This is a genomic window from Agrobacterium sp. GW821-FHT02D03 (genome assembly GCF_059421725.1).
The window spans coordinates 440,245-453,992 of record NZ_JBWKVN010000002.1 but is presented as its reverse complement, the minus strand read 5'-3'; the positions used below and the strand labels follow the sequence as shown (position 1 = coordinate 453,992).

Below are 13,748 nucleotides of genomic sequence, written 5' to 3'. Positions count from 1 at the left end.
TCCCTTTATCAGCGCAAAGACGAGGCAAGCAGGAAACCGGAGCCGCCTGCAAGACCCGGGCCTGGATGCGTGGACGCCCCGATATGGTAGAGCCCCGCAACATGGGTCTTGTGGTTAACCGAGCTTTTGAACGGACGCCAGAGAAAGAATTGGTCGAGCCCGCAGAAACCGCCGTAAGGATCGCCGCCGACGAGGTTCATGTTCATCGCCTCCAGGTCCGTCGGCGCGTAGGCTCGACGCTTCAGAACGATCTCGTCGAAATTCTCGATCTGTGCGCGCAGCATCGCCTCTATGCGATCGGCAAAGGCTTCCCGCAGTGCTTCCGTCCAGCGTCCGTCCGACGGGCAGGCAAGCTCATTAGCCGCATCGCCCTTGATATGACGCGGCGTATCCGGCACCTGCAGCCAGAGAATGGCGGCGCCATCCGGCGAGCGGCTGGGATCGAGGGCGGTCGGCTGGCCGACGCAGACCGTCGGTTCTGCCGGAAGAAGACCGCGTTCGGCTTCATTGGCGGATCGGGAAACGCCATCGAGACCAGGGGTCAGGTGTAGTAGCGCCACCTTGCTCAGCTCTTCCCCGGCGCGCCAACGCGGGGCTGCCTTCAGTGCATAATGGATCTGCATGTTGCCCTTGCCGTATCGATAGCTGGCAAGTCCTTCCTGAACGGGCTGGGGAAGGGTGGCTGATGAGGCGCTGAGCAGGCGCTCGTAAAGCTGGTGTGGCGTGACCGATGCGATGACGCCTTGGGCTGCGCGCAATTGCTTTCCATCGGCGAGCGTGACGCCGACGGCCTTGCCGGACCCATCGACGTCGACCCGCTCAACATCGGCGTTGCGCATGATGCTGCCGCCCTGATCGGTGATCAGCCGCTCGAAAGCTGCGAGCAGATTGTCGGCCCCACCTTTGACGATTGGGCAACCCGCCGCCTCGATGGCAAAGCCGATGACGCGGATCATTTCTGCAGAATAGGCGCTCTCCGGCCCGAGGCCGCAATGCAGCGCCCAGGGCGCAAAAAGCCCGCGCAGTTCTTCGGAGCGATAGGTTGTTTCCAGATAGCCACGCGCGGGCGCCAAGGCTTCCCCGAAGAATGCGGTGAGTCCCTTCAAACCCCGTTTCCAGACCTCGCGACCCAGTAGCTTGGCTGTCGCCGTGGACCAGAGATTGCCGCCAAGCAGGCCGAAGACGAAGCCGGCATTGCCTGCGAAACGACCCATCTCCCGGTCGAAGGCCTTGCCGTCCCCCTCGGAGATGCCATCGAAATGGGCAATGTTGCGGGCACGATCCATGGAGAGAATGGCATGCGTGCCATCCGGCCGTAGAACGCCGGTTGGCGTCGATGTGTGGCAGAATTCCAGCCCTCTCGCCTCCAGATCCTTGCCGAGAGCGGCAAAGGCAGGTGAGGTCAAAAACAGAACTATGGTCGTTGCCATGACATCGTGGCGAAAGCCTGGAAGGGTTATCTCTTCGGTGCGCAGGCAGCCGCCGATGCGTTCGTTTCTCTCAAGCAGCAGGACGCGCTTGCCCTTCTTGCCCAAGAGAGCCGCAGCCACCAGCGCATTGATGCCGCTTCCGACGATGATGTAATCAGGATCAGCCATGGGAAACTCCAGAGGGGCGAAGGCAGCATCTTCATGGTGATGCGGAGGCGTGAACCACGTCTCCGATCGATAGATAAGACTGTGACAGGCTGGCTTAGGCAACGAGCGCCAGCGCACGCACGGGCGAGCCCGTTCCCTTGACCAGCTTCAGCGGAGCCGCAATCAGGATCGCGCCCTTTGGCGGCAACTGATCGAGATGGCAGAGGCTGGCAAGACCGTATTTGTTTGCCTTGTGCATGAGGTTGTGGGCAGGGAAGGGCGGGTTCATGCCGCCTGCGGAGCCTGCATCCGTGCCGATGGTTTCCTGGCCCCAGCCGATGATGCCCTTGGAGAGAAGATATTCGATGGCTTCCGCTGTTGGGCCGGGGGAATGCGGACCGTTCTCATCGGCATTGAGGAAGGTCTCCGTCGAGCTGTTGCGCTTGTACCAGTCGGTGCGCAGCAACACCCAGGTGCCGGGTTCGATCGCGCCGTGCTCGGCTTCCCATTCCTGAATGCTCTCGACAGTCAGCAGGTAATCCGGGTTTTCAGCCGCTTCCTTTGAGCGGTCGATGACATTGACCGGCGCGACGAAGTTCTGCGGGGGAATGGTGTCGGTCGTGTTTTCGGCATTGTCCTTGCCGGTAATCCAATGGCACGGCGCATCGAAATGGGTGCCGGTATGTTCCCCAAGCTCCAGCCAGTTCCACGCCCAGAACGGGCCGTCCTGATCATAGGCGGAAATGGTGTGGACTTTGACATTGGGGGTGTTCTTGCCGAACTGCGGCGGCAGGTAAAGAACCGGCGTGTCCGGCCCAAGCGGCGCGGTCAGATCCACCACCTTCACCTTGCCGGAAAGCAACCCGCTGGCAAGCCTTGCAATCATCGAAGCATCGGTCATTCAAGTTCCCCTTTTTTGAACCGTCTGTTCCTGCTTCGTCAGCGCTGCTGAAAGAAGCAGATGCGATAATGGGAAAAACCTATGACCAAAAATATGGATATGCAAGAATTTTGTTTAAGCTTAAATTGTTTTTCGGGAGAGGTTTGAAGGGCCGTGATGGCACCCTAAAATCAGCGAGGTGAAGGACATAGCCACCGCCTGAGATGACTCCCAGCCGAACCGCACTGCTCTCAAGATTTTGCCAAATCTGTACATGCATATATCGGACGCGGACCGCACCACGGAGGCATGCCAGCTTGAGAACCCCAGGTCTCGCAATCGCCCGTCCGCCGCTGCCGAAACATTGCTTGAAGCTTTGAGAATGTTGACCCCGCAGCACGAATGGTGTTCTAGACTACCGATAAGAGCATGTCTCGTAAAAAGCAGGCAAAGGTTTTGCCGTCAGGACATGCGTTAGAACAAGAAACTTGAAGGGCCTGGTTTCTGTATGAGAGACCGCGGCACACTTCAGGACAAGGGATGGGTTATGTCGGCTATCGATCTGGAAGCGATCATCAGCGATACGCAGGATGGCAAGAAACAGGAACTGCGCCTGTGGCTGCGCCTGCTGTCTACGACAAAACTCATTTCCCAGGAAATCCGCCGCCGCCTGCGCCGCGAATTCGGCGCCACGCTGCCGCAGTTCGATCTTCTCTCGCAGCTCTACCGCGAAAACGACGGCCTGCGGCTCGGCGAACTCTCCAAGCGCACAATGGTCACCAACGGCAATATCACCGGTCTGGTGGAGCGGCTGGAATCAGACGGCCTCGTCATCCGAGAACGCCTCCCCGACGACCGCCGCGTCATCGTCGCCCACCTCACCGACAAGGGCCGCACAACCTTCGACGCCATGGCAAAGGCGCATGACGGCTGGCTGAAGGATATGATGGCTGACGTGGATCCTATCGTGATTTCCGGACTGATTACACATGTCGGGCAAGTGAAGCAGTCAACGCGCAATCATCTTTCGGGGGATGATGGGGACGAGGAGTGAAATTTATCCACACGGTATCAGGTTACTCGCGGTGGTTTTCTGACCTAGGCGACGGTTTAACCAGGTTCGGATAAGACTATAATTTTGTCGCCATCAATCAATCTCACTTTGAAAGGTTTAGGCCTCATAGAGGCATTATATGCTCTTGCTTCCGCTGCAATATCGTCAATCTCAATTAGTTCATCGTCAGAAAATCCAATTGAAGATACCCTATCCCTGAGTAAAGAATAAGCCTCAATTCCACACCTCAAGTCTGCGCAAATCATAACGTCTAGAGTTTCAGCCTTCGAGTGGGAAAAAATACTGAATTGAATTGCATAAGACCATAAGTCCGCGGCGTTTCTCTCAGCAAACGCGGCCATTAGTAAAGCTCTATAACAACTTAAATTGTCGTTGTTATCGTGCATATCCCTTGCAAACTTGCTTAGTGCTGCTACATCCACTGCCGATCGGATGCCTACGCTACTAGCCAACCAATTCGCAAGCATAGTTTTTAGGCGCGCTTCACTTGCAAACGGTGAACTGTCACTAGTGCAAAGCGTCTGCATGACTTCTGCAGAGGCGTTAAACGCATTTGCGAATAGAAGCGAGTCTGCGTAGCAAAATGCTGTAGCGTCTTCATATTCCAGTTCTAAAGATGAGGAATAGGCGGAGGCCGCGCATCGAAACTTTCTTCCAAGAAAAAGTGCTCCTCCCAGTTCTCGAAAGAAGTATGCACTTGAGTTATATTGCGGGCGAAACTTTTTCGCGGAGTTGAAAGCAGCAACTGCCTTGGCGTATTTGTCAAGATTAACGGCATTGTTAGCGAGTGAGTAGAGCGTGGTGCCGCGGCATTCTCCTTCTTGAAAGCTAGCAGAGACTTCGTAGAAGCGCTCCATTGCTTGCAGAGATGAGCGCTTATTTCCGCCGGCCGTTGTTATCTGAGCTACAAACGTTCCGTAGAAACCGTCTTGTTGCTTATGGAGCCCTGCCTTGATAGCGAGTTCGACTGCCTCAGCGGGAGAAGAACTTAGCGCTGTCGCCGCAACGAGAGACAGTTCTTTAGGGGCGTGTGAAAGATCGTCCGCCGACAGGCACAACTTGGCAATCACAGCAGCGCGCCCGTCGAAACCCATTCTCATCATGACGGCGGTTAAGCCTAACATGAGCAGTCCAGAAACCTCAGGGATTTGATATTTCTGAATCGGTATGACCAAGAAACCAATCGGATCGAGCGAAATTTTTATCTCTCGCCCACTGAACGAAATAGTTAGTTCTAATTCAGTAGTTTTAGAGGTTGTTGTCTTAAGAAATGATATAGACGAGAGGATAGGAACTAATGCCGTCTCCACGACTATCCTCTGATGAAAGGGAACTTCGTAGTCCAAAGAAATTGGAAATTTTTCATTCCTGTCGATGTTTTTAAGACGGCGAAACTTGCGTAGTACATTTTCTATTTCGACGACCGTAGATTCCGACCACTCATCTGAAAAAATAATATTTACTGTTTTACTATTGAGGTTTGCTTGATCTAGGGCCCTGAAATTCCATATCCAAAAAATATTCTCTGTGTATGAGCAGTACCGCGCAACTATCGACGGGATATCAAACGATGCTAGATAGCGCAGCCGATCCACTTGGATTGCAACTTTTCGCTCCTTACTTTTGTCGTCAGTTGCTTTAAGTTGAACATAGAATAGAAGCCCTGTGGCATTTCGATCTTCGTCGAATATCTCGACTTCCAGATCTATGCCGTAATCACGGTCTTTTTCTCGGCACACCCATCTTTTCGGGATCCTGGCCTTAAATTTATCGATCGATTCATCTTCTAATTCATGGGTGCGAGAGCGTTGCGGCACCGGTGATATTCCTCAGGTGAGCCCGGATTATGAGACGATCGTGTTTCAACAGGCCTTCAATCACTCAAGACCAGTGAGAGTCCGACGCATCGATCGCTCTAGAAAGATTTACTCCTTAAAATAACCTGTATAGCTGGCAAGCTATGGACATTCAGGACATCGAAGCATTTACCTCTACTCGGTGGTAGCATTAACCAACGAACGTCGCAAAAGCTTGAAGACACCCTTAGCCCGTGGGTAAGGTGCATCGCTACTGGGGCTTCTTCTGCTTGCTGGCCTCGACAGTTTTCGCACCCAGAGTAGGAGCAGCAGGCGGTGGTGCCTTGTCCTTCTTAGGTTTGCGGATTTCCTTGTTGCCTCTAACTTGACCCTTGGCCATTCGATTCTCCTCTTTAAAAGAAGAGATAGCCGCTCTTTGCAGCGGAATAGCAAGGAAAATCGACCACACGTTTCCGATGGAAGCAGCGATCAATCCGAAACTTGCGATTGGTGAGATTTTGATCAGTCGCTGGAAAATTTGGTGGAGCTAAGCGGGATCGAACCGCTGACCTCTTGCATGCCATGCAAGCGCTCTCCCAGCTGAGCTATAGCCCCATAAGGGTTCCGGTATCTTTGATCCGGTTCCGGGAACCGAAGCGGTTGTTTCCGTTCGGTGGCGGCTTGATACTTCTCATGAATGAAGATGGCAAGCCGAAAAGTTCGCCCGGCAACATTTTTTTGTGGCCGGGCGAAAAAACTTTGGAAAATCAGGACTCTTCGTCGTCGCCGCCGACACCGATGATGCCGGAGACGTCGTCATCGTCGTCATCTTCATCGGCTTCGAGGAAGGTGTCGTCGTCATCGTCCAGTTCGACATCGTCATCGCCGATATCATCAGGAACTTCGTCGTTGGTATTGTCGCCATCGGCGTCTTCCAGCGAAACGAGTTCGACGTCCGTGCTTTCGGTATCGACTTCCTGTACGTCCTCTTCCTCGGCCTGTTCCATCTTGGCCTGAGCCGTCGTTTCCTCGAAGAAGGAAAGCGGCCAGGACTTGCCCGTGTAAGGAGAGACAACCGGGTCGCGGTTCAGGTCGTAGAATTTCTTGCCGGTATCGGGGTCGGTGCGCTTGGTTCCAAGTTCCGCTTTTGCCACTGTCAAAGCCTCGAATTTTTGAATGAGTTCGGTCTTAACGCCGTGAATTCGGCAGTAGACGGTAAATTTATAGCCGGTCCCCTTAATCCCTGCCGTGGTGCCTGTCAAAGATAAACTGCATGGGATTACGGGGGTGGAAGTTTTCGGCCGCTCTCGGGGTGAATGCTCGCATTCTTTATGATAAAGCCCACAGCCGAGACAAACGTCCATTCGAGATTTTATCCCCATGACTTTTATTATCGCCATCGATGGCCCCGCGGCCGCAGGCAAGGGTACGCTTTCGCGCAAGATCGCCGAGGTTTACGGCTTCCATCACCTCGATACCGGCCTGACCTATCGTGCCACCGCCAAGGCACTTCTTGATGCGGGCAAGACCCTGGATGACGAGGCTGTTGCGGAAGAGACCGCACTCCACCTCGATCTCGCCGGGCTGGATCGCTCGGTTCTTTCGCGACATGAGGTGGGCGAGGCGGCTTCAAAGATTGCGGTCATGCCCGCCGTGCGGCGCGCGCTGGTGACGGCGCAGCGTGCCTTTTCTCTGCGCGAGCCCGGCACGGTTCTGGATGGGCGCGATATCGGCACGGTTGTCTGCCCGGAGGCGCCGGTGAAGCTTTACGTGACGGCCTCGCCCGAAATCCGCGCCAGGAGACGTTATGACGAGATCGTCGCGGGCGGCGGTACTGCCGATTACGAGGCGATTTTCGCAGATGTGAAGAAGCGTGACGAGCGGGACATGGGCCGATCTGATAGTCCTTTGAAACCAGCAGAAGACGCGCACTTGCTTGATACGTCGGAAATGAGTATAGAGGCGGCGTTTCAAGCGGCAAAAGCGATTATCGATGCCGCGCTGAAGAAATGAGAATTGCGCGGGAACCGGCAGGTCCGATTTCCGTTCTGGAATGTCCCGAAAGCATGCCCTGCGCCGGAAAGCCTTGCACGACAAGGCGGGCATGGATTTCGGGAATGATCAACGCAAACCCCCGGTGCTTGTGTGTCCCTTGATGAAACGGACACTTCAGGAGATTTAATGTCTGTAGCTACCCCCACGCGCGACGATTTCGCAGCCCTGCTCGAAGAGTCCTTTGCTTCCAACGACCTGGCCGAAGGCTACGTTGCCAAGGGCATCGTAACGGCCATCGAAAAGGATGTCGCGATTGTTGACGTTGGCCTCAAGGTCGAAGGCCGCGTTCCGCTCAAGGAATTCGGTGCCAAGTCCAAGGACGGCACGCTGAAAGTCGGCGACGAAGTCGAAGTTTATGTCGAGCGCATCGAAAACGCTCTGGGCGAAGCCGTTCTGTCGCGCGAGAAGGCTCGCCGCGAAGAGAGCTGGGTCAAGCTCGAAGCCAAGTTCGAAGCCGGCGAGCGCGTTGAAGGCGTTATCTTCAACCAGGTCAAGGGCGGCTTCACGGTCGATCTCGACGGCGCTGTTGCCTTCCTTCCGCGTTCGCAGGTCGACATTCGTCCGATCCGCGACGTAACGCCTCTGATGCACAACCCGCAGCCCTTCGAAATCCTCAAGATGGACAAGCGTCGCGGCAACATCGTCGTTTCGCGCCGTACGGTTCTCGAAGAGTCCCGTGCCGAGCAGCGTTCTGAAATCGTTCAGAACCTCGAAGAAGGCCAGGTTGTTGACGGCGTCGTCAAGAACATCACCGATTACGGTGCGTTCGTTGACCTCGGCGGCATCGACGGCCTGCTGCACGTCACCGACATGGCATGGCGCCGCGTCAACCATCCTTCGGAAATCCTCAACATTGGCCAGCAGGTCAAGGTTCAGATCATCCGCATCAACCAGGAAACCCACCGTATCTCGCTCGGCATGAAGCAGCTCGAGTCCGATCCGTGGGATGGCATCTCCGCCAAGTACCCGGTTGGCAAGAAGATCTCCGGTACGGTCACGAACATCACCGACTACGGTGCATTCGTCGAGCTGGAGCCGGGCATCGAAGGCCTAATCCACATTTCCGAAATGTCCTGGACCAAGAAGAACGTACATCCCGGCAAGATCCTGTCCACGAGCCAGGAAGTCGACGTTGTCGTTCTCGAAGTCGATCCGTCCAAGCGCCGTATCTCGCTCGGCCTCAAGCAGACGCTGGAAAACCCATGGCAGGCATTTGCCTACAGCCATCCGGCCGGCACTGAAGTTGAAGGCGAAGTCAAGAACAAGACCGAATTCGGCCTGTTCATTGGCCTCGAAGGCGATGTCGACGGCATGGTTCACCTGTCGGATCTCGACTGGAACCGTCCGGGCGAGCAGGTCATCGAAGAGTTCAACAAGGGCGACGTCGTCAAGGCTGTCGTTCTGGACGTTGACGTCGAGAAGGAGCGTATCTCTCTCGGTATCAAGCAGCTCGGCAAGGATTCCGTCGGCGAAGCTGCAACGTCTGGCGAACTGCGCAAGAACGCTGTCGTTTCCGCTGAAGTCATCGGCGTCAACGAAGGCGGCATCGAAGTGAAGCTCGTCAACCACGAAGACATCACCTCCTTCATCCGCCGCAACGACCTGGCACGCGATCGTGACGATCAGCGTCCTGAGCGTTTCTCGGTTGGTCAGGTTCTCGACGCCCGCGTCGTCAACTTCTCCAAGAAGGATCGCAAGGTCATGCTTTCGATCAAGGCTCTGGAAATCGCAGAAGAGAAGGAAGCCGTCGCTCAGTTCGGTTCGTCCGACTCCGGCGCTTCGCTCGGCGATATCCTTGGCGCGGCTCTGAAGAACCGCGGCGAGTAATCGTCAGCCTCTAAAGCTTAAAGAACCCGCTGGAGCGATCCGGCGGGTTTTTTGTTGCGGTTATTTCCAGCTGTCAGGGCGGCAAGACGCAATTCGTGGCGCCCTCGCGAGCAGATCAGGCGAAGTTGCCCATTCGCAGATAGTAGGATTCGGCGTCGCCCACCCGGCCATCTTCGCGCGCGCCATCAGAAACCGAATGATCGACCGGCTCATCATTGGCGGCCACGCGCTCTTCCTGGCCGGATAGATCGTCCGGATGATCTTGCTTCGCGTCGTTCTGGTCCGTCTGGCTATGTCCGGCCTCTTCGCCGGCTTCGCCTTCTCCTTCAGAGGAGGGCCAGCGACCACGCGGCGGTGCCTCCTCATCCCGCTTCTGCTCCTCAATCGGGTAGTTGACGAAGGGAAGCGGTGTGCCGGGCTTTGTCACCAGCGAGGCGACGGCGGATTGAAGTGCCGCCTGCTCGAAGACGAGGGTCTTGCCGTCGGCAGCGACCGAACCGCGGGCAGCTATTTGCGCTTCCGGGCGTAGGAGCCCAGTCGTCGTCTCTTCAATGGGTGCTTCGGTGGCGTGCGCCTGCTGCTGTCCGGTTGTCATGACCTGCTGCTTTTTTGTGGCCTCGGTATTGGAGGCTTCTTCGTGCGGTGGGACTGGCAGCGCGGAAGATGTGTCTGCAAGCGGATCGGCGCGGTCAGGCAGTCTACCCAGCAGCACAGCCAATAGCAGTTTCTCCATGTCCTGCGGGCTCGCACCACGAATCTGCGCCGCAATCGTTGCCGCGTCCGCTTTCAAGAAAGAAGCGAGAGCAGCATCATCCATCGTACCATCTGGCATCACCATCGGTAGCTCCGCATTCGGCGGAAGGGCGATGGATGATCTGACGTTGCTGGACGGAGCGGGTGGGGCAGATGCCTGCGCTTGGGGTACGGGCGGGGAAGCTTGAGGCGCACCAGGGGCTGCGGGAGTAGAGGCCGTCGTTGAAGCGGTGTTTTGGGGAAGGAGAGGCGTCTGCGCCGTCAGTCTTGCAGATATCTCTGGTGCGGTCTGAGCAGGATGGGATGTCGGAGCGGGTACGTCGTCTGTCACGCCCCCTGTTGGTGCCGGAGTGGGGGCCACAGGTTTGCCTGGCGAAGAGACGCTTTGGTCGGGCGAAAGCGGCGGTCGAGGACCCTGCAAGGCTGGCGCGGGCACTTTGATCGGCAGAGGAGTAAGGGATGGGCTGTCGGGCATAAGATCCTGAAGATAGGGCGGCAGCGCCACCTTCACGCCATCCTTCGACTGGCCGACACGGGCCAGTTCCAGCATCACCGCCAGTCTTGCGGCATTGGGTCCGGCGTTGTTTTTCAGAATGTCCAGCATGAGCGCAATCGTCATGCCCTTCAGCAGCTTTCCCAGTTGCTGTTCAAGTGCAGCTTTCTGCGCCAATGGGAGAGATTGGAGGGCCGAGGTGAGACGGTTCACATAGGCTTCGGCATCTTCCCCCTCCAGGCGCTCCATTCCCAGAAGCGAGCCCAGAACCTCTGTCAGCACCGTTCCAGTTCGGTGAAGCTCCGCTTCGCCGGAGACGGCGCGTGCCGCGACGACCGGGGGATTGGGTGAGGTATCGGAAATGGCCTGCGGGACATTTGGCTGATTGACCGGCGAACTGACCGCGTCCTGCTTCTGCCCCGCAGTCTGCGAGGAAAATTCTCCTGCTGTGACGGCACTGACGGGCGGCAACATGGTGCGCTCTTCCTTCGGTCCGAAGCGCGTTGATCCGCTGTCATCGCGTCGCAGCTTTGATGCTCAGTGATGCGCTCGAGCCGTTGCTCGTCATCCGCACCGCCGGGGAATGATGTCCAAAGCCCACCCTTCGAAAGCAGGCGAACGAATCATTAAGAGCAATCATGACGGGGAATCGTTAATCGACTGCTAACCATACGTGTGGCGTCGCCACGGACCGCCTCAGCTATGGGCGAAGATGTCTGTATCGTCCCAGCCGAGAAGATCGAGCTTTGCGCGTGTGGGCAGGAAGGCGAAGCAGGCGGTGGCGTGGTCGTAGCGGCCGTCACGGATCAGCCGGTGGGTGAGCTTGTCGCGAAGCGCATGCAGGTGAAGAACATCGGATGCGGCGTATTCGAGCTGCGCCGGGGAAAGCGTCTCGGCCGCCCAGTCTGAGGATTGCTGCGCCTTGGAGATGTCGACCTCCAGCATCTCTTTCAGATTGTCCTTCAGTCCGTGCCGGTCCGTATAGGTGCGGCAAAGCCTGGACGCGATCTTGGTGCAGAAGACCGGCGTCGTCGTCACGCCGAAAGTGTGGAACAGCACGGCGATATCGAAGCGACCGTAATGGAATATCTTCTCGCGGCTCGGATCCTCCAGCATGGCGACGAGGTTTGGCGCTTCCTTCTGCCCGGCGGCAATGCGTACGACATCGGCCGTGCCGTCGCCGGGTGAAAGCTGCACGACACACAGTCTGTCGCGACGCGGTACCAAACCGAGCGTTTCCGTATCGACGGCGATTGCGCCTGTATAGCGGGCGGCATCGCTCGCAGAAATATCGCCTTCATGATAGCGGATCTTGGCAGCCATTTGGTACTCCGGTTACGCGTCTTCCGGTTCCGGCTATAGCGCAAAGTGGCTGTTGGCGATACCGCTTTTGGCCCTGGAGCGCGGTGGGGTGCTGCTGGACGCGCCAAGGACGCTCATCTTTTTTGAATAGTCGCATCGTGTCATTGCGAAAATCGATCTCGATTTTCGGGCCGATGCTCCAGGCGCTCTTGCCTCGTCAGGCGGTCGCGGTCTAGGTTGACGTCAAATTCCTGCCAATGACGAAAATTCCCATATCCATGACCAAGAAAATCTATCTCGCGGGACCTGAGGTCTTTCTCTCCAACGCGCGCGACATGCTGGATGCGAAGGCACAGCTTGCCCGAGACGCCGGCTTCACCCCACTGTCTCCCGGCGATCTTGAAATTCCGCCCGCCGACACAAAGACCGGCCATGGCTGCAATATCAACGCTATCGACGAGCATATGATGCTTGAGGCGGACGCTGTCATTGCCAACCTGACGCCCTTCCGCGGAATTGCCGCTGATGTCGGTACGAGCTTCGAGCTCGGCTTCATGTGCGCTCTCGGCAAGCCGGTGTTCGCCTATACCAATATGGCGAAGAACCATTTCACCCGCATCCACGATCACTATGCCGGCGATGTCTCGCTCAGCGATGATGGGCGTTACAGAGGACCCGACGGGCTTTCCGTCGAGAACTTCGACATGGTCGACAACCTCATGCTTCATGGCAGCATCCTGCGCCGGGGCGGGGCCATCATCGTTGGAGATGCGGCACCTGAGGAACTCTATACCGATCTGACGGCATTCAGAGAGTGCCTGAAGCTTGCTGCGGCAAAGCTTCTTTAAACAGCACCATCAAGCGGAGAGCAGATATGACAGCCACGATTCTCATCACCGGAGCGACCTCTGGCTTCGGCCTTTCCACCGCGCGTCTCTTTGCAAGCCATGGCTGGAAGGTGATCGGGACCGGCCGTCGCGCCGAGCGGCTCCAAGACCTTAAAGATGAACTCGGATCGTCCTTCCACGGTCTGGCCTTCGACATTACCGATCAGGAGGCGATGCGTTCGGCTTTCGCTGAATTGCCGCAGGAGTTTTCTGCAATCGACGTACTGGTCAATAATGCCGGTCTGGCGCTGGGAACGGCACCTGCGCCGCAAGTGCCGCTTCAGGACTGGCACACCATGGTCAACACCAATATCACGGGACTGTTGAACATCACCCACCACTTGCTGCCAACGCTGATCGAGCGCCGTGGCATCGTCGTCAATCTGTCCTCGGTCGCGGCGAGCTGGCCCTATGCCGGCGGCAATGTCTATGCCGGTACCAAGGCGTTCCTGCGCCAGTTTTCGCTTGGGCTACGATCGGATCTTCATGGCAAAGGCGTGCGCGTCACATCCATCGAGCCTGGCATGTGCGAAACCGAGTTCACGCTGGTGCGCACCGGCGGCAACCAGCAGGCCTCCGACACGCTTTACAAGGGCGTCAACCCGATCCTGCCGGAGGATATCGCCAATACCATTCACTGGGTGGTGTCCCAGCCGAAGCACATCAACATCAACGCCATCGAGCTGATGCCGGTGAACCAGTCCTTTGCAGGCTTCCAGGTCCATCGCGACACGCAGTGATCAAAAAAACGTCATAATAAAAGCCGTTATGCAATTTGTGCATTGCTGCCCTGCGAGTGTCGCGCTTTTCAGCGCCGGGTAACGGGAGTATATATTGATCATCGAAACGACGCACTCCTCCTCCCAGCGTCGTTCGATGTGGATTGGCGATACTCCTCCTCCCAATTGCCAATCAAGTTCAAAGCCTGCCGCACCTCCTCCCGCGGCAGGCTTTTTCTTTTCTGGAACCTCTCCAACATTTTGCTTCGCCTTCGGCGTCAAGGCGCGATAGCCGTCTCGCAAGGAATGGTTGCCGCATCCTGCTTTCAGAAAACCGGGTCCGACGTTCGGGCCGATGCTGTAAGGCTTTCCCACCTCGTTTCT

Annotated in this window: 13 protein-coding genes and 1 tRNA gene; 5 read left to right on the top strand and 9 right to left on the bottom strand. The window is 56.8% G+C overall.

The annotated features are described in order from the left end of the window. Positions 1 to 8 precede the first annotated feature (8 nt). Positions 9 to 1,598 carry a phytoene desaturase family protein gene (locus AC07U5_RS15525; RefSeq protein WP_494723541.1) on the bottom strand — a complete coding sequence of 530 codons (1,590 nt, stop codon included), beginning with the start codon at positions 1,596 to 1,598 and terminating at the stop codon, positions 9 to 11. A gap of 94 nt (positions 1,599 to 1,692) precedes the next feature. Continuing rightward, positions 1,693 to 2,478, bottom strand: coding sequence for a cyclase family protein (locus AC07U5_RS15520; protein WP_494723540.1), 786 nt, complete (start codon positions 2,476 to 2,478; stop codon positions 1,693 to 1,695). 526 nt (positions 2,479 to 3,004) lie between these two features. Between AC07U5_RS15520 and AC07U5_RS15515 the strand changes: the two genes are divergently transcribed. Further along, on the top strand, positions 3,005 to 3,511 hold the full coding sequence (locus AC07U5_RS15515) for a MarR family winged helix-turn-helix transcriptional regulator (RefSeq protein ID WP_494723539.1): 507 nt from the start codon (positions 3,005 to 3,007) through the stop codon (positions 3,509 to 3,511). Positions 3,512 to 3,567: 56 nt separating this feature from the next. On the opposite strand, the gene AC07U5_RS15510 is transcribed toward AC07U5_RS15515, so the two are convergent. From AC07U5_RS15510 to AC07U5_RS15495, 4 genes are all read right to left on the bottom strand, one after another. Then, on the bottom strand, positions 3,568 to 5,349 hold the full coding sequence (locus AC07U5_RS15510) for a DUF4365 domain-containing protein (RefSeq protein WP_494723538.1): 1,782 nt from the start codon (positions 5,347 to 5,349) through the stop codon (positions 3,568 to 3,570). A 250-nt stretch (positions 5,350 to 5,599) separates the two neighbouring features. Next, positions 5,600 to 5,728 (bottom strand): hypothetical protein, encoded by a 129-nt coding sequence (locus AC07U5_RS15505; protein WP_272865816.1) that lies wholly within the window; start codon positions 5,726 to 5,728, stop codon positions 5,600 to 5,602. Positions 5,729 to 5,867: 139 nt separating this feature from the next. Further along, positions 5,868 to 5,943, bottom strand: a tRNA-Ala gene (locus AC07U5_RS15500). Positions 5,944 to 6,095: 152 nt separating this feature from the next. After that, positions 6,096 to 6,482: a TIGR02300 family protein gene (locus tag AC07U5_RS15495; protein WP_062427762.1), complete on the bottom strand. Its 387-nt coding sequence runs from the start codon at positions 6,480 to 6,482 to the stop codon at positions 6,096 to 6,098. 226 nt (positions 6,483 to 6,708) lie between these two features. Between AC07U5_RS15495 and cmk the strand changes: the two genes are divergently transcribed. Together cmk and rpsA are read left to right on the top strand one after the other, a co-directional pair. Next, entirely contained in the window at positions 6,709 to 7,341 is a 633-nt protein-coding gene (gene cmk / locus AC07U5_RS15490; RefSeq protein WP_494723537.1) for a (d)CMP kinase, read from the top strand. Between the two features lie 168 nt (positions 7,342 to 7,509). Then, positions 7,510 to 9,210: a 30S ribosomal protein S1 gene (gene rpsA / locus AC07U5_RS15485; RefSeq protein ID WP_062427705.1), complete on the top strand. Its 1,701-nt coding sequence runs from the start codon at positions 7,510 to 7,512 to the stop codon at positions 9,208 to 9,210. Between the two features lie 115 nt (positions 9,211 to 9,325). Here the strand turns inward: rpsA and AC07U5_RS15480 are convergent, their stop codons facing one another. Both AC07U5_RS15480 and AC07U5_RS15475 read right to left on the bottom strand, forming a co-directional pair. Then, complete coding sequence (locus AC07U5_RS15480) at positions 9,326 to 10,930, bottom strand: hypothetical protein (protein ID WP_494723536.1); 1,605 nt, start codon at positions 10,928 to 10,930, stop codon at positions 9,326 to 9,328. 222 nt (positions 10,931 to 11,152) lie between these two features. Continuing rightward, positions 11,153 to 11,779 carry a ribonuclease D gene (locus AC07U5_RS15475; protein WP_313593559.1) on the bottom strand — a complete coding sequence of 209 codons (627 nt, stop codon included), beginning with the start codon at positions 11,777 to 11,779 and terminating at the stop codon, positions 11,153 to 11,155. Between the two features lie 257 nt (positions 11,780 to 12,036). On the opposite strand from AC07U5_RS15475, the gene AC07U5_RS15470 reads away from it, so the two are divergent. Then, on the top strand, positions 12,037 to 12,606 hold the full coding sequence (locus tag AC07U5_RS15470) for a nucleoside 2-deoxyribosyltransferase (protein ID WP_062597599.1): 570 nt from the start codon (positions 12,037 to 12,039) through the stop codon (positions 12,604 to 12,606). Between the two features lie 26 nt (positions 12,607 to 12,632). Next, on the top strand, positions 12,633 to 13,385 hold the full coding sequence (locus AC07U5_RS15465; protein ID WP_062427709.1) for an SDR family oxidoreductase: 753 nt from the start codon (positions 12,633 to 12,635) through the stop codon (positions 13,383 to 13,385). On the opposite strand, the gene AC07U5_RS15460 is transcribed toward AC07U5_RS15465, so the two are convergent. After that, the gene (locus AC07U5_RS15460; protein ID WP_494723535.1) at positions 13,386 to 13,739 is read right to left on the bottom strand and encodes a hypothetical protein; all 354 of its coding nucleotides are present in this window, start codon (positions 13,737 to 13,739) and stop codon (positions 13,386 to 13,388) included. Positions 13,740 to 13,748 lie beyond the last annotated feature (9 nt).

Excerpts from the sequence above, each read along its gene's own strand:
- rpsA (WP_062427705.1), top strand. The coding sequence starts at position 7,510 with ATGTCTGTAGCTACCCCCACGCGCGACGATTTCGCAGCCCTGCTCGAA.
- AC07U5_RS15515 (WP_494723539.1), top strand. The coding sequence starts at position 3,005 with ATGTCGGCTATCGATCTGGAAGCGATCATCAGCGATACGCAGGATGGC.
- AC07U5_RS15465 (WP_062427709.1), top strand. The coding sequence starts at position 12,633 with ATGACAGCCACGATTCTCATCACCGGAGCGACCTCTGGCTTCGGCCTT.
- AC07U5_RS15475 (WP_313593559.1), bottom strand. The coding sequence starts at position 11,779 with ATGGCTGCCAAGATCCGCTATCATGAAGGCGATATTTCTGCGAGCGAT.
- AC07U5_RS15525 (WP_494723541.1), bottom strand. The coding sequence starts at position 1,598 with ATGGCTGATCCTGATTACATCATCGTCGGAAGCGGCATCAATGCGCTG.
- AC07U5_RS15480 (WP_494723536.1), bottom strand. The coding sequence starts at position 10,930 with ATGTTGCCGCCCGTCAGTGCCGTCACAGCAGGAGAATTTTCCTCGCAG.
- AC07U5_RS15505 (WP_272865816.1), bottom strand. The coding sequence starts at position 5,728 with ATGGCCAAGGGTCAAGTTAGAGGCAACAAGGAAATCCGCAAACCTAAG.
- cmk (WP_494723537.1), top strand. The coding sequence starts at position 6,709 with ATGACTTTTATTATCGCCATCGATGGCCCCGCGGCCGCAGGCAAGGGT.
- AC07U5_RS15520 (WP_494723540.1), bottom strand. The coding sequence starts at position 2,478 with ATGACCGATGCTTCGATGATTGCAAGGCTTGCCAGCGGGTTGCTTTCC.
- AC07U5_RS15470 (WP_062597599.1), top strand. The coding sequence starts at position 12,037 with ATGACCAAGAAAATCTATCTCGCGGGACCTGAGGTCTTTCTCTCCAAC.